The sequence below is a fragment of the Wolbachia endosymbiont (group B) of Horisme vitalbata genome, from assembly GCF_964028625.1.
Lineage (GTDB): Bacteria > Pseudomonadota > Alphaproteobacteria > Rickettsiales > Anaplasmataceae > Wolbachia.
Map to the genome: position 1 here is coordinate 1,068,705 of NZ_OZ034797.1, position 19,102 is coordinate 1,087,806.

General features: G+C 34.3%; 20 protein-coding genes, 1 tRNA gene and 1 pseudogene. 10 read left to right on the forward strand and 12 right to left on the reverse strand.

Going from position 1 to position 19,102, the window contains the following annotated elements; all coding sequences use genetic code 11:
• Positions 1–69: 69 nt before the first annotated feature.
• The 4 genes from ABWU56_RS05200 to ABWU56_RS05215 all read right to left on the reverse strand — a co-directional run bounded on the left by ABWU56_RS05200 (position 70) and on the right by ABWU56_RS05215 (position 2,992).
• Positions 70–660 (reverse strand): COQ9 family protein, encoded by a 591-nt coding sequence (locus ABWU56_RS05200; RefSeq protein WP_264374961.1) that lies wholly within the window; start codon positions 658–660, stop codon positions 70–72.
• Between the two features lie 18 nt (positions 661–678).
• Entirely contained in the window at positions 679–2,034 is a 1,356-nt protein-coding gene (gene murD / locus ABWU56_RS05205) for a UDP-N-acetylmuramoyl-L-alanine--D-glutamate ligase (RefSeq protein WP_353281231.1), read from the reverse strand.
• A gap of 150 nt (positions 2,035–2,184) precedes the next feature.
• Positions 2,185–2,895, reverse strand: a complete 711-nt coding sequence (locus ABWU56_RS05210) for a triosephosphate isomerase (RefSeq protein ID WP_264337631.1) — start codon at positions 2,893–2,895, stop codon at positions 2,185–2,187.
• Positions 2,896–2,919: 24 nt separating this feature from the next.
• Positions 2,920–2,992 (reverse strand) — tRNA-Thr (locus tag ABWU56_RS05215).
• Positions 2,993–3,069: 77 nt separating this feature from the next.
• On the opposite strand from ABWU56_RS05215, the gene rsmA reads away from it, so the two are divergent.
• From rsmA to ABWU56_RS05255, 8 genes are all read left to right on the forward strand, one after another.
• On the forward strand, positions 3,070–3,864 hold the full coding sequence (rsmA, locus tag ABWU56_RS05220; protein ID WP_264374959.1) for a 16S rRNA (adenine(1518)-N(6)/adenine(1519)-N(6))-dimethyltransferase RsmA: 795 nt from the start codon (positions 3,070–3,072) through the stop codon (positions 3,862–3,864).
• A 123-nt stretch (positions 3,865–3,987) separates the two neighbouring features.
• Positions 3,988–5,475 (forward strand): IMP dehydrogenase, encoded by a 1,488-nt coding sequence (gene guaB / locus ABWU56_RS05225; RefSeq protein WP_264682642.1) that lies wholly within the window; start codon positions 3,988–3,990, stop codon positions 5,473–5,475.
• Positions 5,476–5,622: 147 nt separating this feature from the next.
• Positions 5,623–6,386, forward strand: a protein-coding gene (locus ABWU56_RS05230; protein WP_353281091.1) for an IS5 family transposase whose coding sequence is annotated in 2 segments (ribosomal slippage) — positions 5,623–5,977 and positions 5,977–6,386 — 765 coding nt in all. Because the reading frame shifts where the segments join, the coding sequence is not laid out codon by codon here.
• Between the two features lie 60 nt (positions 6,387–6,446).
• Positions 6,447–6,716 (forward strand): phage tail protein, encoded by a 270-nt coding sequence (locus tag ABWU56_RS05235; RefSeq protein WP_353281966.1) that lies wholly within the window; start codon positions 6,447–6,449, stop codon positions 6,714–6,716.
• 26 nt (positions 6,717–6,742) lie between these two features.
• On the forward strand, positions 6,743–6,922 hold the full coding sequence (locus ABWU56_RS05240) for a tail protein X (RefSeq protein WP_214303299.1): 180 nt from the start codon (positions 6,743–6,745) through the stop codon (positions 6,920–6,922).
• Positions 6,919–7,884, forward strand: coding sequence for a phage late control D family protein (locus tag ABWU56_RS05245; protein WP_264377099.1), 966 nt, complete (start codon positions 6,919–6,921; stop codon positions 7,882–7,884). The genes ABWU56_RS05240 and ABWU56_RS05245 overlap by 4 nt, the downstream gene beginning before the upstream one ends.
• 48 nt (positions 7,885–7,932) lie before the next feature.
• On the forward strand, positions 7,933–8,451 hold the full coding sequence (locus ABWU56_RS05250) for an ankyrin repeat domain-containing protein (protein WP_262986489.1): 519 nt from the start codon (positions 7,933–7,935) through the stop codon (positions 8,449–8,451).
• A 67-nt stretch (positions 8,452–8,518) separates the two neighbouring features.
• Positions 8,519–8,728, forward strand: a complete 210-nt coding sequence (locus tag ABWU56_RS05255) for a hypothetical protein (protein ID WP_262986488.1) — start codon at positions 8,519–8,521, stop codon at positions 8,726–8,728.
• Here ABWU56_RS05255 and ABWU56_RS05260 read toward each other — a convergent pair whose 3' ends face one another.
• Positions 8,729–9,262, reverse strand: coding sequence for a phospholipase D family protein (locus tag ABWU56_RS05260; protein ID WP_353280975.1), 534 nt, complete (start codon positions 9,260–9,262; stop codon positions 8,729–8,731).
• On the opposite strand from ABWU56_RS05260, the gene ABWU56_RS05265 reads away from it, so the two are divergent.
• On the forward strand, positions 9,249–10,178 hold the full coding sequence (locus ABWU56_RS05265) for a patatin-like phospholipase family protein (RefSeq protein WP_264377097.1): 930 nt from the start codon (positions 9,249–9,251) through the stop codon (positions 10,176–10,178). The two genes, ABWU56_RS05260 and ABWU56_RS05265, sit on opposite strands and share 14 nt — an antisense overlap.
• Positions 10,179–10,217: 39 nt before the next feature.
• Here ABWU56_RS05265 and ABWU56_RS05270 read toward each other — a convergent pair whose 3' ends face one another.
• The 7 genes and pseudogenes from ABWU56_RS05270 to rnhA all read right to left on the reverse strand — a co-directional run.
• Complete coding sequence (locus ABWU56_RS05270) at positions 10,218–11,195, reverse strand: helix-turn-helix domain-containing protein (protein WP_264377706.1); 978 nt, start codon at positions 11,193–11,195, stop codon at positions 10,218–10,220.
• Between the two features lie 46 nt (positions 11,196–11,241).
• Entirely contained in the window at positions 11,242–12,162 is a 921-nt protein-coding gene (locus ABWU56_RS05275) for a helix-turn-helix domain-containing protein (protein WP_353281234.1), read from the reverse strand.
• Between the two features lie 65 nt (positions 12,163–12,227).
• Positions 12,228–13,430 (reverse strand): hypothetical protein, encoded by a 1,203-nt coding sequence (locus tag ABWU56_RS05280; RefSeq protein WP_353281236.1) that lies wholly within the window; start codon positions 13,428–13,430, stop codon positions 12,228–12,230.
• A 170-nt stretch (positions 13,431–13,600) separates the two neighbouring features.
• Positions 13,601–14,266, reverse strand: coding sequence for a RadC family protein (locus tag ABWU56_RS05285; protein ID WP_262986252.1), 666 nt, complete (start codon positions 14,264–14,266; stop codon positions 13,601–13,603).
• 169 nt (positions 14,267–14,435) lie between these two features.
• Positions 14,436–15,374 (reverse strand): helix-turn-helix domain-containing protein, encoded by a 939-nt coding sequence (locus tag ABWU56_RS05290; protein WP_353281237.1) that lies wholly within the window; start codon positions 15,372–15,374, stop codon positions 14,436–14,438.
• A gap of 68 nt (positions 15,375–15,442) precedes the next feature.
• Complete coding sequence (gene mutL / locus ABWU56_RS05295) at positions 15,443–17,239, reverse strand: DNA mismatch repair endonuclease MutL (RefSeq protein ID WP_353281239.1); 1,797 nt, start codon at positions 17,237–17,239, stop codon at positions 15,443–15,445.
• A gap of 92 nt (positions 17,240–17,331) precedes the next feature.
• A pseudogene (gene rnhA / locus ABWU56_RS05300) lies at positions 17,332–17,747 on the reverse strand (ribonuclease HI); the annotation flags it as partial.
• Between the two features lie 323 nt (positions 17,748–18,070).
• On the opposite strand from rnhA, the gene ABWU56_RS05305 reads away from it, so the two are divergent.
• Positions 18,071–19,093, forward strand: coding sequence for an IS110 family transposase (locus ABWU56_RS05305; RefSeq protein ID WP_264377700.1), 1,023 nt, complete (start codon positions 18,071–18,073; stop codon positions 19,091–19,093).
• Positions 19,094–19,102: the final 9 nt, after the last annotated feature.

Here is a 19,102-nt window from a genome sequence, read left to right on the forward strand (position 1 = left end):
CAATTATCTTAACATAAAAATCAAGGCAGCTTTAGGTATAAATACGAGTAACTCGTATAAGTAAAGAGGCTATAAGAAGTTTCTTACCATTCTATTCAAACGGGTTTTAAACTTTTGAAATGTCATGACATTGTTGATACGTTTGTCAAGAAACGACAGGGTATCTGCAAAATCTTCTGAATAATCATTGATAAAAAAAAGTATCGTACTTAAGTACACTCCAGCTAATATTGCTCTTTTTGTATAGTAGTTAAAATCTGTTGATTGATCATGAATGCCATACCAAATCGCGCTAACAGTTCTGTACAAGAGTTTACTAGAAAAGTATGCATTTTTTGGTAATATAGAGAATGATAAAACGTTTTTTAAAAACTCTCTGTAATTTGGTAACTTAGCATAGTTTGAAAGGCGTATTTGGACAGCTAACTTTATCCGCTCTCTTACCTTCATATCTTCTAAATTGGAATTCCAAAGTTCAGTTTCCATTGAGCTATTTAAGTCCTCTGCTATGTACTCCAAAGCACTATATATTCCATTCTGAAATTTACAAAAACTATTGGCTAGGTTAAGGTTCGTGCACACTTTCAATAAGGTTGCATCACTTATTCCTTCAAATGGAATAACCTTAATCAGCTCATCTACTATTAACTTTTGTTCCATACAATATTATACTAAACATCACATATAATTATACCTGAGATTTTCAAACATTCTGCAAAATGCTTCACCGCGCTCTTCAAAATTTTTCCACTGATCAAAAGAAGAACATGCAGGAGAAAGTAATATCGCTACTTCTTCTTTGCTATTTATGGCCTCTTCAAAAGCCAGTTTAAATGCGTTTTCTAGATTATAGCACTTCATATAATCTATTTTGTTCTCCATAATGTTTGCAAAAACTTCAGTTGATTCTCCAATAAGAAAAGCTTTTCTAATCTTGGTGAAATGCTTGCTTAATGATTCTATTCCGCCTTTTTTGCTTTTTCCGCCAACAATCCAATATATGTTTTTATAAGATAAAATTGCCTTTTCGGTCGATTCTGAATTGGTTGCTTTGCTATCGTTGATAAAAAGTACATTATGTATTTTGCCAAGAAATTCATTTCTGTGTCTTAGCCCTGGAAAGGATTTGATTTCATTGACAATAGTGCTGCTATCTACTCCAAGTAACTTGCACACAGCGTGTGCAGCTACTATATTTTCTACATTGGATACTAGGTTTATTTTCACGTCGCTTACTGATAAGCTATGATTCTCTAGTTTCCCAGTGCCTAGGCACTGGGATGACAAAGAGGGTGACATCGAAGCTGAGATTGGAATTTTGTTCCCAGTGAATTTATTGAATACATCAGCGGTAATTTTGTTATCACATCCTATCACGGCAATCTTGCTACTGTTTATCAATTTTAGTTTAGTTGCTATATAGTTATTCATACTTCCATGTCTATCTATGTGGTCTGGTGTGATGTTGAGCAATACAGAAATATCCACATTAATTTCATTCATTAGCTCCAATTGAAAAGAGGAGAATTCAATTACATAAATTTCTGCATCTCTTTCTAAATCCAAAATAGGCACACCTAAATTCCCGCCAATAGCTACTTTTTTCCCTGTGGATTTTAATATGTGCCCTATTAGTGACGTGGTGGTTGATTTGCCATTTGTTCCAGTGATGCCTACAACCTTCTGGCTTGTAGTTTTAGTTTCAAGAAATAGCTCAATGTCTGATTTTATTTTGCAGTCAAAGCTTCTTGCAAGTTTTACTACCCAATGCGTTGGTATTGGCACTCCAGGGCTCAAAATTAGTGTGCTTATCTCATGCCAATTATACTCATTGGGATGAGTAAAGTTACACTCTTTATATATCTTTTTTGCATTTGCTATTTGCTCTTTATTATCATCCCATGCATATATTTTTGCACTGCTTTTTGTTAGAGCATTAATAACGGACAAACCAGTTTTACCAAGGCCGAAAACCGCAACACTTTGATTTTTGTATTTGTTTAGTTGCACTTCTAGATAACTTATGCGAACCATTTTATAAAGATATAATACAAATTATAATGACTTCTTCCATAGTTTTTGGCAGTGCTTAACTTTATTGTCACAACCTTAGCCAATAGAAAACTCCTTGACACATTTTGCCAACTCCCTTACCATTACAATAAGAGTATTTATCCTTTAGAATTAATTAAGAGAAAGTTTTTTCTCGACTTGTTGTATAATTTGATAAAAGTGATCAAAATCTAAGCTTGCACTACCAATTAAAACTCCTAATAGATTTGGAATACTGAGCAAGTTTCCTATATTTTCTGAGCTGACTGAGCCACCATATATAATGTGTTTTTTACCAGTACACAATTTTATTATCTCTATCACCTCAGCAATTGCGTCATTATTTGGCACATTTCCTGTTCCTATTGCCCATATCGGTTCGTATGCTATGGTATATTCACCTTGTGTTGGCAAACGGTTTTTGCATTGATATTCTATTACTTCTTTTGTTTTTTTATTTTTATAATCTTCTGAGTTTTCACCTACACAGATGATTGGGTGTAATCCTGATTCTATTGCTGTTTTCGATTTAAGTTTTATTTCACTATCTTTTTCATGAGCCCTTTCAGAATGTCCAAGTATTACGTAACTACATCCTAGTTCCTTCAACATTCCTGCACTAATTTCACCTGTGTAAGAACCAAACTCTTTATGATGGCAATTCTGTCCTCCTATTTTAATATTATTGTTCAACTCTATACTGCTTGGAAATGATGTAAAAGGAGGGCAAATTACTAATTTAGAGGTAATTTCGTTGCTCTTGTTGTTAAGTTTGCCTATAAAGTTAACAAATGAAGAACGTGTTCCATTCATTTTCCAATTTGCTACTATTAAAAAAGACATCAATTTTTCTTATATGAATGAGAGTGCCGGCTGTCGGACTTGAACTGACAACCTACTGATTACAAGTCAGTTGCTCTACCAATTGAGCTAAGCCGGCATTAAATACACTGACAATATACAATTATTGATGAATTTTCGTCAACTAATTTTTAAAAAACTGCATAATAAGATTATATGAGAAAATTTTTACTGAAGCCAAAAAAGAGTCTAGGGCAAAATTTTATTTTATCGAATGAGATAACAAAAAGAATAGTTGCCTTAGCTGGTAGCCTGAAAGATTTTAATGTTATTGAAGTTGGTCCTGGATATGGTGCGTTAACCAGGGAAATATTGGCGTATAATCCAAAGTTTCTACTTTCTATAGAAAAAGATAGTAGTTTAGTGAAACATCACGAACAATTGCTAAATGAGCATCAGGGAAAATATAGAATTATAGAAGCAGATGCACTTAATGTTGTAGAAAAAGAGCTGGTAGAATGTCCAGTCAAAGTCATTGCTAACTTGCCTTACAATATCTCAGTAGCGTTATTTTTAAAGTGGTTAAATAATATAAAATTTTTTACGAATTTGACGTTAATGTTCCAAAAGGAGGTAGCAGAGCGTATTACAGCAGAACCTAATTCTAAGGATTATGGTTCCCTATCAGTGCTAAGCCAGTTACTATGCGACATAAAAAAGGAATTTGATATTGAACCTAAGGAATTTTTTCCAAGACCAAAAGTATATTCTTCAGTAATTACAGTAAAACCTTTACCCACTCCAAGATTTGCAGTAAATTTAGAAACCTTAACAAAGCTAACACGTGCTGTGTTCGCTCAAAGAAGAAAGATGCTGAGAAATAGCTTGCAAAGTATAACTAGTGATGTCTCAACTATTCTTGAGAATGCTAAACTGAGTGGAGACGAACGTCCAGAAAGCTTAACTATTGAGCAGTTCTGTTTGCTAGCAAATAATGTAATTTTGCGATAAATATATTAGGAGCTACATCCCTCTTCTATCCTATTTTGATCTAAAAATAGCTGGAGCCAGGCTAATTTTGCAAAAGCTCTATTGCAATTTCATTAATTGGCGTATAAGCTTTAAATAAAGCATATGAAAAAAATGGAAGCTTGTTATTCGTTTGACGATGTACTTCTCTTGCCGGCCTATTCTGATGTATTGCCTCGTGATGCAGATACAAAAACTTATTTAACAAATAATATAGAACTAAATATCCCTCTCATATCCTCTGCAATGGACACTGTCACTGAATCAGGCTTTGCAATAGCTATTGCCCAACATGGTGGAATAGGTTGCATACATAAGAATTTATCAATAGATGAACAAGTTGTAGAAGTAAGAAGGGTGAAAAAATATGAAAGCTGGATCGTGTATAACCCAATTACAATTTCCCCAGATAAAACGGTTGCAGAAGCAGTTTCATTAATGAGAGAGTATAATTATTCCGGCATTCCTGTAGTTGATCAACGCAAGTTAGTGGGAATTTTAACTAATCGAGATGTGAGGTTTATTGAAGACCAGAACATGAATATAAAAGTTTCCGAGGTAATGACAAAAGATAAGTTAGTAACAGTTCGAGAGCAGGCAGTAAACAGCGCCTCAGCAATGAAATTGTTGCATGCAAATAGAATAGAGAAGCTTTTGGTTGTTGATGAAAATTCTTGTTGCATAGGTCTAATCACAGTTAAAGACATCGAAAAATACAATAGATATCCAAATTCATGTAAAGACAGTAAAGGTCGACTCAGAGTTGCCGCTGCAATTGGTACTGGTAAAAAAGACGGTATAGAAAGATGTGAAGCTTTGGTCGAAGAAGAAGTTGATGTGGTTATTGTAGATACCGCTCACGGTCATTCCGAGAACGTTATCAGCACCATTAAGGAAATAAAAAAGATGTATCCGAATACGCAATTAATCGGCGGAAATATTACAACAAAGGAGGCTGCTGAAGCGTTAATTGATGCTGGTGTTGATGCAGTAAAGGTTGGAATAGGGCCCGGATCAATTTGTACTACCAGAATAGTTACAGGTGTTGGTATGCCGCAATTCTCTGCAATCAAGAATGTTGCAGAGGTGTGTAGAGCAAAAAACGTCAGACTAATTGCTGATGGTGGAATAAAATATTCGGGAGATGTTGCAAAAGCTATTGCAGCTGGTGCTGATACTGTGATGATAGGTTCAATCTTTGCTGGCACTGAGGAAAGCCCAGGTGAGATTATCATGTATAAGGGTAGAGCATATAAGGAATATCGAGGAATGGGATCTATTAGTGCAATGAAACGAGGGTCAGCTAGCCGTTATTTTCAAGATTCAAAACTTGATTTAGTCCCACAAGGAGTAGAAGCAAGAGTTCCTTTTAAAGGTCCAGCTTCAGGAGTGATCTGTCAGTTAATTGGTGGGTTGCAAGCTGCAATGGGTTACACTGGCAACCGTAATATAGAAGAGATGAAAAAAAACTGCAAATTTGTCACTATTACTTCATCAGGGTTAAGAGAAAGTCATGCTCATGATATAATCATTACACAGGAAGCTCCAAATTACGCTTACCAAGCATCTAATTTATCATCTGATTCAGAGTAAATACAATCCCCTTTTGAGTGTGTCATTTCAACACTGGTACACAATTGATATTAATATTAAGAGTCAAAAAGATGTCATCTAAGAACCTGTCTTGAAAGGTAATGAAGAAAAGAGTATGATGAGGTAAGCAAAAAATAGGAGGGTAAGTTGTATCCAAGTGATATAAGTGACAAGGAATGGGAAATTTTAGAGCCCTATGTTGCACAAGGAGCGATAGGACGACCAAGAAAACATAACATAAGAACAATTATTAATGCAATAAGGTACATAATGAGGGGTGGTTGCCAGTGGAGAATGCTACCAAAAGATTTTCCTCCATGGAAAACGGTGTATGACTATTTTCTCAGGTGGCGTAATAATGGAAAATTGAAAAAAATACATGACATGCTAGTAAAAGAGGTAAGAAAAATGGTTGGCAAAAATGAAACACCTTCAGTAGGTATAATTGACAGTCAATCAGTGAAAACGACTCAAAAAGGGGATCAAGAGGATATGATGCCGGTAAAAAAATAAAGGGTAGAAAACGTCATATTATTGTAGATACACTAGGTCTTGTAATTACTGCAGAAGTACACAGCGCAAGCATTCAGGACCGTGATGGTGCTACCAATCTTTTTGTTCAAGCTAAATGCAAAGCTCCAACATTACGTAGGTTTTTTGCTGATCAAGGGTATAAAGGTAAATTACAAAATCGATGTTTGTTGGAAACTGGATGTTTGCTAACGATTACCAAGAAATTGGTTGATACAGGATTTCAAGTTATTCCTAAACGTTGGATTGTAGAACGAACCTTTGCCTGGCTTTCCAATTTTAGACGCATGAGCAAGGATTACGAACATTCTCCTCTTACTTCAAAAAACAATATCTTATTTAATATGATTACTTCTATGCTTACTAAATTAGCCAATTAACTCCTTTCAAGACAGGTTCTAAGATACAGTAAAGAAAAAAGGTGGTATACAATTGAATGTATTGAAAAAACGTCGCTACAAAACATTGGTTCAGGAATTGAATGTATTGATTTAACAGGAGTGATTTATTCACGTTATCAGAGTAATGGCTTAGAACAGCTAAAAAATATACGTAACACTCAAGAACCACACGTTCTAGTTGATAATTCAGGAAGTGTATTTGGAAATTTTGTCATTACTAATGTAGAAGAAAAGCAGATATTATTTTTTCCTGATGGAAAACCGAGAAAAGTTGAGTTTATTTTGAAGTTAAAAAGTTACAGTAAGTGATTTATTATTACACGAAAGAAAACGAAATGTTGGATTACATTTGCTGGAAACATTATGGATACAGTAGTGGAGCAGTGGAGGAAGTATTGCTTGAAAATCCAGGCCTTGCAGAATACGCAAGCTTTTTGCCCGCTGGATTAAGAATTAAGCTTCCTAAAATTCAGAAAATATCGAAAGAATCTGTCATAAATATTTTAGATGAATGACGCCAGACTTTGATATAGTAGCAAAAAATAACCCAGTAACAGAGGTTTTAAAAAAGAGTTTAATATTATTACGTGTTACTGATGGATCCGGTACTACAAGTGACGAAGCTGAGATATATATTAGTTATAACTCTAGCGCTTTAGAACTTAAGGGTAATTTACAGGTTTTTCTAGGATATAAAGAAACAGGTTTATTACCTATGGGGGTATATAAGGCAAATCAAATTACAATACAAAGTCCACCACAAACTTTAAGAATAAAATGTGACGCTGCAAGTTTAAGAGGATCATTAAAGGAAAGAAAATCAAAGGAATGGAAAGACATTACCTTGGAAGATTTGATTAAAGAAATAGCACAAGAACATGGGTATGAAGGTAAAGTCGCTGAAAGATTTGAAAATACATTTATACCACATACCATTCAAGCAGATGAAAGCGACATGAGTTTTTTGGAAGGATTAGGCAAAAAATATGATGCACTAGTAAAACCAGCAGGAGGATATATAATTTTTATTCCAAAGGGAGAAGCAAGATCAGCGACTGGAAAGATGTTAGGTACAACAGTATTAACACCTAAAGATATTATAAATTGGGAGGTAAATTTTAATGTGCGTAACAAATATGGATCTGTTATTGCAAAATGGCACAGTTATGAAAAGGGAGAAACTATAGAAGAGAAAGTGGGAAATGAGGGTCCAAGTTATACCCTGCAAACGCTTTACTCTACCGCAGAATCAGCAATTAGTGCAGCAGCAGCTAAGTTAAAACAACTAAAACGTAGTACATCAAATTTAAATGTAACTGTTCCTGGTAATCCAGAATTATTTGCAGAAGCTAAGATCAGCCTTTCAGGATTTTGTCAGGAAATTGAAGGTGAATGGATAATTAGCAAGGCAGAACATATTCTGAATAATAGAGGATATCAAACTATAGTAGAGGCAACAGTGAGCAAAGCTGTTTAAGTGAAACTTAAGCAAATGGTCATTTAATTCCAAATAAATATATAATACATGAACATAAATTCGATCATATATAAAAATAGACTAATTTTATTAATAGCACTAGCAGTATGTATTGTAATCGTATGTATTTCCTTATCTGAAAAGAGATATAAAGATAGCATTACTAAATTAGAGATTGCATCTGAAACTTGTGACCTAGAAAATATCGAGCTCTTGATACAAAATAATGTAAATATTGGCGAAAAAGCATTGCATTATGCTGCAGAAAAAGGATGTTTAGAAATTATAAAATTTTTAGTAGAAAAGGATGTTGATATAAATACTGCCAATAAATTTAAGCGAACAGCACTACATTATGCTGCAGATAATGGACATTTAGAAATTGTCAAATTCTTATTAGATAAAGGATCAAATCCTATAGCTACAGATCGAGATGGAAGAAGACCAAGAGATATGGCTGTAGTGGAATTGCGATATGATAAAAACAAAGGCAAAACATATAGAGAAATCATAAAGCTACTTGCTAAAGCAGAGGATCAATACGAATCAACAAAAAGTAATCACTAAAGCTGTAAGTTTTCTATAATCTATACATAAATTTCTAAAACTATCCATAACAAGTTAATATTTTCACATGAAAAAGCAAAAAATCCCAATTACGGTAATTATTACCATATTAATCCAAACCGTAGCATTGATATGGTGGTTATCCAAGCTAGACTCAAGGGTACAATTTCACGATAAACTCATTGAATATGGTTTAATGGAAAAAGTGTTAGTACTTGAGGAAAGGGTAAAAAATCTTTCTGAGGAATTGGATGAACTTAAAGCTGATTTAAAGTAATTATTCTTCTACTTTTGGTGTATAAGGATCAGATTGAGATTGACGATCCTTCCAGTTTTCGATGTATTGCTCAACTAATTGAGGATCCCCTGTTATAATCAGTAGATTCTCAGCATTTCTTGATTCAGCTGCATAGGTGAAATTAAAAGAGCCAGTTATTATTTTGTTATCATCAATAATCATTATTTTACTATGAGCAATCGCTGGTTTAAAGTCAATCCATATCGGGATTTTGTGCTCAAATAATTCGTTAATTACACTATGTTTTGAACTAGTTTGTGATTCATCTAGAATAACCTTAATATCAACTCCACGCTTTTTAGCTTGAACCAAGGATTCAGCAATAGGCTTTGAGGTAAATTGGTATGCCTGAACCAACACAGATTTTTTAGCATAGTCTACGGAATCAATTATTAGGTTGGTGCAATTTTCTCCAGGCGTGAAGCAGACTGTGGCTTTTGGGCAGGAAACACATCCCGATAAAAGCGAACAAGTTAATAAAATCAATAAATACCTAACCATGGCAAAATACATCCTTTCAGTTGACGGCGGAGGCATAAGAGGCATCATACCAGCCATTATACTAGCAGAAATAGAAAAGAGGGCAAGGAAACCGATAGCTGAAATCTTTGATTTAGTGGCAGGAACCTCAACCGGTGGAATTGTTATAGCAGGATTATGTAAAAAAGATAAACAAGGAAACCCTCAATATTCAGCCAATGATTTAGTCGAGCTTTACCAAAAATACGGGTCATATATTTTTAAATCTTCATTTTTGAGAAGATCAATATTTTCTTGGCTTAATTGCACACAATACCCACATAAAAATATTGAATTTGTACTGGATAAATATTTTGGCGATGATATCCTTAAAAACACTTTAAGTGATGTGTTGATTACGAGTTACGATATTCACAATAACTGCCCATTTTTCTTCAAAAGCTGGAAAGAAGGTAATATTAAGCTGAAAGATGCACTCAGAGCTGCAACGGCTGCACCTACTTATTTCATACCAAAACATCTAAAAATTAACCAGATAAACAGAGTATTAGTGGATGGTGGGGTGTTTGCCAATAATCCAGCGGCTTGTGCATATGCAAGTGGTAAGAGGTTATTTCCAAATGATGATATTCTACTGTTATCGATAGGTACTGGAAGAACAGACAGAAGCATAGAGTATGCCAATTCAAAGAGATTTGGAAAAATAGGCTGGATAAAACCTTTGTTAAATGTGATGTTTGCCTCTGGATTGGACTGCGTAAATTATCAGATGAATCAAGTAATAGGCAATAGATACGTAAGAATACAATCGCAATTGAAGCTAGCGTCGGCTGACATGGATAACATTACATCAAAAAATATCAAATTTCTTCAACAGGAGGCAAAGGCAATGATAGAGGACAATCAGAAAGTGATAGAAAAATTCTGTATAGAAATATTAAATATATAACTATCTTTACTTACATCTTAATATATTGTTTAACACAATTCAATTTTCACACTCATCAGCAGTTAGGCCACTTGCTCGCACAATAATATCAATAGCAACACCTTCCTTAACTAGATCTTTTGCAATCTTGATTTTCTCTGCTTTTTTAACCTTTTCTTTACCAGTTTGCATTCCTTCAGATAAAGATCTGGCTACCGTATCCAGTAATTCTTGATCCTCAATTTTTTCGCATTTACCTATAAACCCAAAAACTGGCTCATTTTCATATTCTGTTAGTCCAAGAGCTTTAATGTTAACTGATAATGTCTTTGCTATCTTATATAATATTTCAATTGGAATGTCTGTATATCCTCGTTCATAGTCGTGTATTTCTTTAGGTGTTGAACCGATTTTATTTGCCAAGTCCTCCTGAGTGTATTCCCGTATTAATCTCTGCTCTTTTATCCTTTTCCCCACTTTGTAGAGTATAGAATCAGTACAAATTTCTTTCTCTATATCATCATATTCATAAGTAGATAAGCGAGTCACTTGGGAAATAATATCAACTGAAACTCCTTCTTTCACTAGATTCTTTGCTACTTCTATTTTCGCTTCTTCTTGGCTAATTTTCTCGCTAATATATACAAACCTTACTAATGGATACAGCTTCTTGCGTAATTCCTGATCCTTAATTTCTCTATGTATTTTTGTTAGATAGACTATTTCTTTATCCTCATCTTCATACCAACTGTTTTCTCTTAGTACTGTTGGTTCTGGAAGTAGATCTATAACATTAACTGACAATGCTCCTGCTATTATATACGATTCTTTGATTGTAATAGCCTTGCACCCTAGTTCAAAGTTATGTATTTCCTTATGTGTTAAACCAATTTTGCTTGCTAATTTTGCCTGAGTATACCCTTGTACTATCCTACAACCTTCTATTTTTTTCCCCAGCTCGTAGCTTGCTGAGCCAATATGCTCTGAATTATCATAGATAAATCCTCTAAAAGCTGTTTTTCCTACAGAAGCAAACATATATTCTATCACAAAAAAATCCACTATTGGCTAAGTTTTTATGAAATCACAAAAATTTCTCAATCATATAATTTGATAAGCCTGTCGTTTGCAAGATAATATCAACAGAAATTCCTTCTTTCACTAAATTCCTTGCAACTTCAATCTTCTTTTCCTCTCTGACCTTTTCTCTACAAACATGTATACCTTTAAATAAAGACTTGATTAGCATATCGCGTAATTCTCGACTCTCAATCTTTTTGTATTCTTCTATCAAGTTTGATAGCTTTTCTTCCGCTTCACTATCCTCATCTGATTCGGGAAGTAGATCTATGATACTGATTGATAATACCTTTGCTATTTCATCTAACATTTCAAGTGAGACAGCAGCTCTCCCTTGTTCATACTCGTATATTCCTTGATTTGTTATGCCAACTTTATTCGCTAAATCTTTTTGTGTATATCCTCGTATCAATCTCCACTCTTTTATCCTTTGCCCTACTTTGTATGGAATGGGAATTTTGTTCTCCTCATACTCACCAATAGATAAGTTAGTTGTTCGAGAGATAACATGAGCAGAAACTCCTACTTTCATCAAACCCCTTGCTACTTCCATTTTTACCGCTTTTCTGCTTCTTTCCTCACTCAAACGAATAAATTTGGTTAATAAATAAAATACCTCGCTTAATTCTTTATCCTTATACCCCTTTACTAAATTTAATATTTCTTCATCTTCAAAATATCTTTTTTTATTTGGTAGTGTCTCTCCACAAACTAGACCTTTAACATTTACTGATAATGCTTCTGCTATGGCATATAACTTCTTAATTGGAATTTTACGGTTCCCTTTCTCATATTGCAGTATTACCCAGTACTTTACACCAATTTTCTCAGCTAAACCCTTCTGAGTATAACCTCGCTCTAACCTCCAACTTTTTACTTTTTGTCCTACTTCATAATCTAGACTTTTTTCCACGCAAAAAACCATATATATAATATTTTCTACTATAGCTCAAAGGCTCCAGTAAACTCTGGAACCTTAAAATAAATGAATTAAAGTTCCCTAAAGGTTTCTTTACTACCTCCACATACCCTATTTACCCATGAAGACAATACTTCATCATTGCCAATCTCTTTTATAGCATACTTTTCATTCCATATGCCACATCTAGTGAAATTACCTTTCTCTACTGCTTCTTGAAGTTTCACTCCCCCAAAAAGGCAGTTTTTTCCTATTTCTTCGCCTCTTTTTTGTAACTCAGCCCACATTTCCTTGTTTTCTACTCTGACTTGTACTTGATCATATTTTTTTACATCGTGGTACAATATAATATTTAGCTGACCAATGCTTGTAGGAAATTGTAATATAATAGAGCTTTCATCTGACATATCGATATAGTTTCTTATACCTCCCTTCTCGCTTTTAACCTCAACTGCATCATTACCAATTTTTAAAATATTACTTCCTAACTTTCTGTTTGCTTCCAGTATTTTGGCTACCTCTACCTTGCTATTATCAGAAAATTCTATATACGATGTTGTATTGTCTATCTCGATATCTATTAATTCTCCTTCTTGAACAGCACTTTCGCCAGCTTTTTCTAGTTCTTCTAGTTGCTTCTCTATCTGTGGCTGAACTTCTGGTTGTAGCTCATTATAGATTTCACCTATCAATTTATTCTCCAATAAAGTATCATGAAACTCTGCACCGCTTAGCATTAATTTACGCATTATCTTTTTTCGATCACTTTTTTCTAATTTATGAAAATGTGTACCCAATACTACATATTCAGCAAAGCTCCACTCTCCATCATTACATGCATTTAGCCTTCCTCCAGAAGCTAGTACTTTGTCTATAACTTTGTGCAATTCATTTACATTCTTTGCCTCTACCACTTCACTTTTAAACCAGCTCAAAGTTTCACTTTCACCTGCACTTGGCTTTATTTTTTGCAAAGCTGAAGCAAATGGATTCAACCCTTCTGGATAATCTGCTTGATTACTCAAAGGTTTTGTGCCATATATGTAGTCAAGCCCTTTTCCGTAGTTGATTTGAACGTCTCTATTAGGGAAGGGCACTTCTCCAAACTTTTTAGCCTTATTAATTTTGCTTACAAAGGTGGATTGCTCCTTAGTACGGCCAATTCCTATAATCGCATTTAACATCTCACCTTTCGATAATCTATCAAGATCAATGTTTAACTCGTAAGTACTTCCTTCTTGATCATCAAAAGGTACAATTATTTTATTACTCATATTAGCCTCCGCTATTAAATATACTTTACTAAGTCTACAACCGACTTTATTACTTTATTATTAATTCAATATATACTTTCTCATTAATTATAAGCAACAATTAATGTATTTGCAAATACTTTCTTCATTCAAGTAGTTAAACAGCTCATGAAAATCTTCAAACATCTGCTTTATAACAGTCCTTGCTCTTTAAAGCTAAAATACCCAACACTTGTGATGATAATGTGATCCAGCAACCTAATCCCTATAGTCTGACAAGCTTTAGCCAAGTCTTTAGTTACAGCTTCATCCTCATCAGATGGCTTTAACCTTCCTTCTGGGTGGTTATGCGATATTATTATTGACGTCGCTTTTCTTATTAATGCCTTTCTTGTTACTTCTCTTATGTAAAAAGGTACCTTATCCACTGTACCAGTGAACACTTCTTCCCCCTTTAAACGGCACTTTTGATCAAAATATATTATTTTCATCTTTTCCTCCTCTGAATAACCAATACTCACCCTCAAATATTTTACTATGGTTTCCAAGTTATCCATTACAGGTCCTTTCTTTAACTCTTCTCTTGGTACTCTCTTTGCAGCTTCCTTTAGGCATAAAATTACTGCTACTGTAGAGTCAGTTATCCCTTCTATAGTTTTCAAGTCATCTATTTCCTGGCCTAAAACTCCTCCTATTCCAAAACTATCTATTAGCTTTCTAGCAATAATTCGAGCTTCTTCCCTGTCATGCACTGCACTTAGAAACGTTTCTATTACTTCACGATCAAGTAGTGCTTTACCGTTGCTTTCTAATGCTCTGAATTCTATTTCTTCTCTACGATCTTTCTTATTATTCATAAAAATTACCCTTCACTAATAACAAAATGTTTTTATATATTTACTGCTGTTTTTTGTCAGCATTGGCATAAGGCCATAGCTTTTGAGTGAAGTCAAATCAATTTTTCAATCTTTTTTACTTATTTTTTCATCAAAAAGTAAAGATATTAATAGATACTGATTTTTTATTTTAAATTTGTTGAATTTCGTCTAAAGAGATGCCCACTGTTTTTAAAATAATATTGATAGAAATTCCTTCCTTAACTAAATTCTTTGCAATTCTCATCTTTTCTACTCTCTTCACTTTCTCTTTGCAAACTTGTATGCTTTCAAACAGAGATTTTATTAGTACATTACGTAGCTCTTGGCTTTTAATCTTTTTATATTCTTCTATTAACCTTGATAGCTCTGCTTCACTATTCTCATTTTCTCTTGTTTCTGGAAGTAGGTCTGTAATACTAATTGATAGTACCTTTGCTATTTCATCTAACATTTCAAGTGAAACACCAGCTCGTCCTTGTTCATATTCATATATTCTTTGATTTATTATGCCCACTTTACTTGCTAAATCTTCTTGTGTGTATCCTCTTCTCAACCTCCATTCTTTTATTCTTCGACCTACTTTATACGGAATAGAAATTTTTTTTTCATCATTATCATATTCATCAATAGATAAACTGGTCGTTTGAGAGATAACATGAGCAGAAACTCCTTCCTTAACCAAACCCTTTGCTACTTCTATTTTTACCGCCTTTCCACTTTCTTCCTCACTAATACGGATGAATTTAGTTAATAAATAAAACGTTTCACGTAATTCTTGATCCTTAATCTCTTTATGTCTTCTTACTAGATTTAGTACCTCCTCTTCCTCATACCTTCCCTCATTTGATACTTCTTGTCCGCAAGCTAGATCTCTAGCAGTTGTTGATAATGCTTCTGCTAATTCATATAACTTCTTAATTGAAATTCTGCGTGTTCCTTTTTCGTATTGAAGTATTACCTGATATGTTGTTCCGATTTTTTTTGCTAAATCTTTTTGAGTATATCCCTTTGCTAATCTACGATTTCTTACTTCCTGTCCTATTACTTTGTAATCTAAAAAATTAGAGCATTTATTCTCTTTTTTCACATTTTATACTCCATAACCAGAAGAGCTGTTACGTATACTTAATTGGGAACCTTTTTGACAAACTGAACTCATCTCCTTTCAAACAATTTTTCTATATCACTTAGTTTCATTTCTATATACGTTGGTCTTTCATGACCAGGATATGGAGTTTTCTCAATTTGTCTTAGTATCTCATTCATCTCTTCCAATTTCATTTTTCTTCCTGCTCCATGGCAAGCGATTGTGGCTGATATTTTATTCACCTTATCCTCTATTGGCAACGTATCTTCCATTTCCATTAACTTATCTACTATATCAACTAGCATCTCTTTTATATCTATTGTTCCCAAGATTGCAGGTATTTCTTTTATCGTTACTTTATCTTCTGATTGTATTTCAATATCAAAACCCATTTCAAAAAGCTCATCTTTATAAGTTTTAACCATCCCCATTCCAGCTTGGTTTTTAATTTCAACTGTTTCAGGAAGAAGTTTTTGTCTTTTTATGCTTGATTTTTGCTTTAAGCACTCGTGTATTAATCTCTCATGGGCTGCGTGCTGGTCTACTATAATTAATTTTCCTTTAGCCTCAGCAATAATGTAAGTATTGTAGACCTGACAGCGTGCATATCCTAGAGGATGATCCGCTATTAAATCAATTTGCTTCCTTTCTAAAACCATCGTTCCCTTTTGGGGTAGAGATTCTCCATATTTAAACGTTTCTGGTAAGCTTCGCCTTCTTTCATCTGGTGCATTGAATTCTTTCATTAGACGATTTTCTAAAAGACTTGGCCTCTTCTCATAAAACTCTTTTTGATTTTTTTTCTCTTCACTATTAACCTTCTCTTGACTATCAAACTCTTCAATACTTTGAGACTTAACATCACTTGCTGCGAACGTGCCTATTCTCGTCGATAATGCTTTTATTAGCCCTCTTCTCACTATTTCATATACTAGCCTCTTGTTCTGAAACCTTACTTCTGATTTATTTGGATGCACATTTACATCTACTTGATCGTATGGTATCTCTAAGTGCAACACTGCAAAAGGATACCTCCCACTTAGAATAAAATCTTGATACGCATATCTAATTGCACCAATAAGTAGATTGTCTTTTATTGGCCTTCCATTAACAAACGTATAGATCTGAGTTGAATTGCCACAACTAATAGTTGGTTTACAGATGTGTCCCGTAAGTTTGATTCCTTCTTCTTCCTCTTTAACTTCCAGCGAATTGCTCTGAAATTCTTCTTCTGTTTCACATAGTCTGTTAAAGAATGAAGTTTGTTTAGCATATTTTAAGAGCTTTTTATTACCGGAAGTGAGAGTAAACCCAATACTGTAGTTAATCATTGCTAAGTTATTTACAATGTCAACAATGCTTTGTGTTTCTGCCCTCTCGGTTTTTAGAAATTTTAGTCTATTTGGTGTGGCAAAAAATAAGTCACGAACTTCAATATATGTACCCTGTAATAAAGAACAAGGGATAACCTCTTCTATTTTTTCTCCTCCCTCATACCTTATAGACCATGCTTCCTTTGCTCCACTTGCCTTAGACGATAATTTCATTCTACTTACTGCTGCAATTGAAGGTAAAGCTTCTCCTCTGAACCCAAGGTGCTTGATTTCTATTAACTCACTATCGCTTAATTTTGAAGTAGCGTGGCGCATAAAGGCAAGTTCCAAATCTTCCTTTTCTATTCCATTTCCATTATCTGTCACAGTTATAAGATTGCGCCCACCACTTTCTATTTTGATCTCTATCTCTGAACTTCCAGCATCTATTGCATTTTCTACTAATTCCTTTACTACACTCGCTGGCCTTTCTATTACCTCTCCCGCTGCTATACGATTTATAGTTTTTGTGTCTAAAAGAATTATTGCCATAATACCCCACCCAATCTATGAAACTTAGAGTTCCCTCTATTTTTTGGTGATTTTTTGACCTCACAATCTCTATATTTTAGCTTTTTAGATTCCTTTCTAGCAAGTCTATTTTCCTCCTCGTTGTACATATTACCGTTGTGAGCTCTAACCCACTTCCAATTAATATCATGCTGCAAAGCAACTTCATCTAGTTCCTGCCATAATTCCTTGTTCTTTACTGGCTTTTTATCAGCTGTCTTCCAACCATTTGTTTTCCACTTGTTGATCCACTCTGTTATACCTTGTTTAATATACTGACTATCAGTGTGTAAAACAACTTTGCAAGAAACTTTCAACATCTTTAGCCCGTTAATCACAGCCTTTAACTCCATTTTGTTATTCGTTTTCACCTCCAGAGATACGTTTCTTGATAAAGACACTTTTATTTTCATACATCACCACGGCTGCCTATCCACCAGGCCCCGGATTTCCATCCATCTGTATATATTATAACCTTCTTTTTGTCCATATTGACAGGATATAGATTTAACATAAATTTGCTACTGAAATGTTGACACTAAGTTTCAAGATCTTTATCATGTAAAGGTGTGGGAGATTAATGAACCTGTCCTTGTATCTTGAAAAAAGCATCTAATGTTTTAAGCTTAAATATTAGATGGAGGAGGAAGAACTCTGAAACCTGTCCAAGATTAAGAATCTGCTCGTGAGATAAGAGCTTCCTCCTCAAAAGTATAGGCTGGACGGTATCATAGAAAAACCTAAGTGGTTCTAATTCTGTATTCACAAGGTAAGCCTTACTTTTCATTTTAATAGTAACGTACGGGGTTATATATGATCAACAATTTTTTAGGCATAGACATTTCAAAAGAACGTTTTGATGTCTTTCTTTCATTCATAAGCAAAAAAGGAAAACGTGAAGCTAGGAAAAGGAGCTTTAAGAACGATGATAATGGGTTTCAAGGTCTACTGAGCTTTCTACAAAAACATAACGTAGAACAAGTGAAAGCTTGTATGGAAGCTACTGGTTGTTATAGCGGAGCTTTGGCTGAATTTCTGCACAATACTGGGCATTTTGTTAGTGTTATAAATCCTTATTGTATTAAATCTTATGCGAGGAGTAAGCTTGTACGACAAAAGAATGATCAGACTGATGCAGAAATTATTGCTGATTATTGCCAAAGACAGGAACCTTCTCGCTGGACACCGCCTTCTTCTGAATTGAAAAAACTAAAACATCTTTATCGCTGCTCGGCTGCGTTAAAAGATGAATTGACATTAGTAAATAACCACTTAGAAAAAAAAGAGAGACTGCCAAAAGAAGTTGCAAATGCTTGGGAAGACCTTGCAATGAACATAGAACAAAAAATAGAAACAATAAAAAACTCTGTACGTGAACTACTAAAACAGCACAAAGAATTGTTGGAAAATTTTCAACTTTTATTAACTATTCCAGGAATAGGAGAGGAATCAGCAATAGCTATTTTAGCTGAAGTTCCTGACATAAAGGCTTTTAGAGATGCCAGGCAATTGGCAGCATATGCAGGAGTTATACCACGAAACATAACGTCAGGTTCATCTGTACATGCCAAGCCCAGATTAAGTAAAGTTGGTTCGCGAACATTATGTAAGGCACTTTTCTTTCCTGCTATAGTAGCTAAGAATCACAATCCTATCATTATGAGCTTTTGCCAAAGATTAAAGGAAAAGGGTAAGCATAATATGGCCATCGTTGGTGCTGCAATGCGTAAACTACTCCATACTATTTTTGGTATCCTGAGATCCAAAAGTGCTTTTAATCCTGACCATATTAAAAACTACAGGGCTAGGAGGTTGACTGAAGTTTTAGTAATTTAAGATGCTACC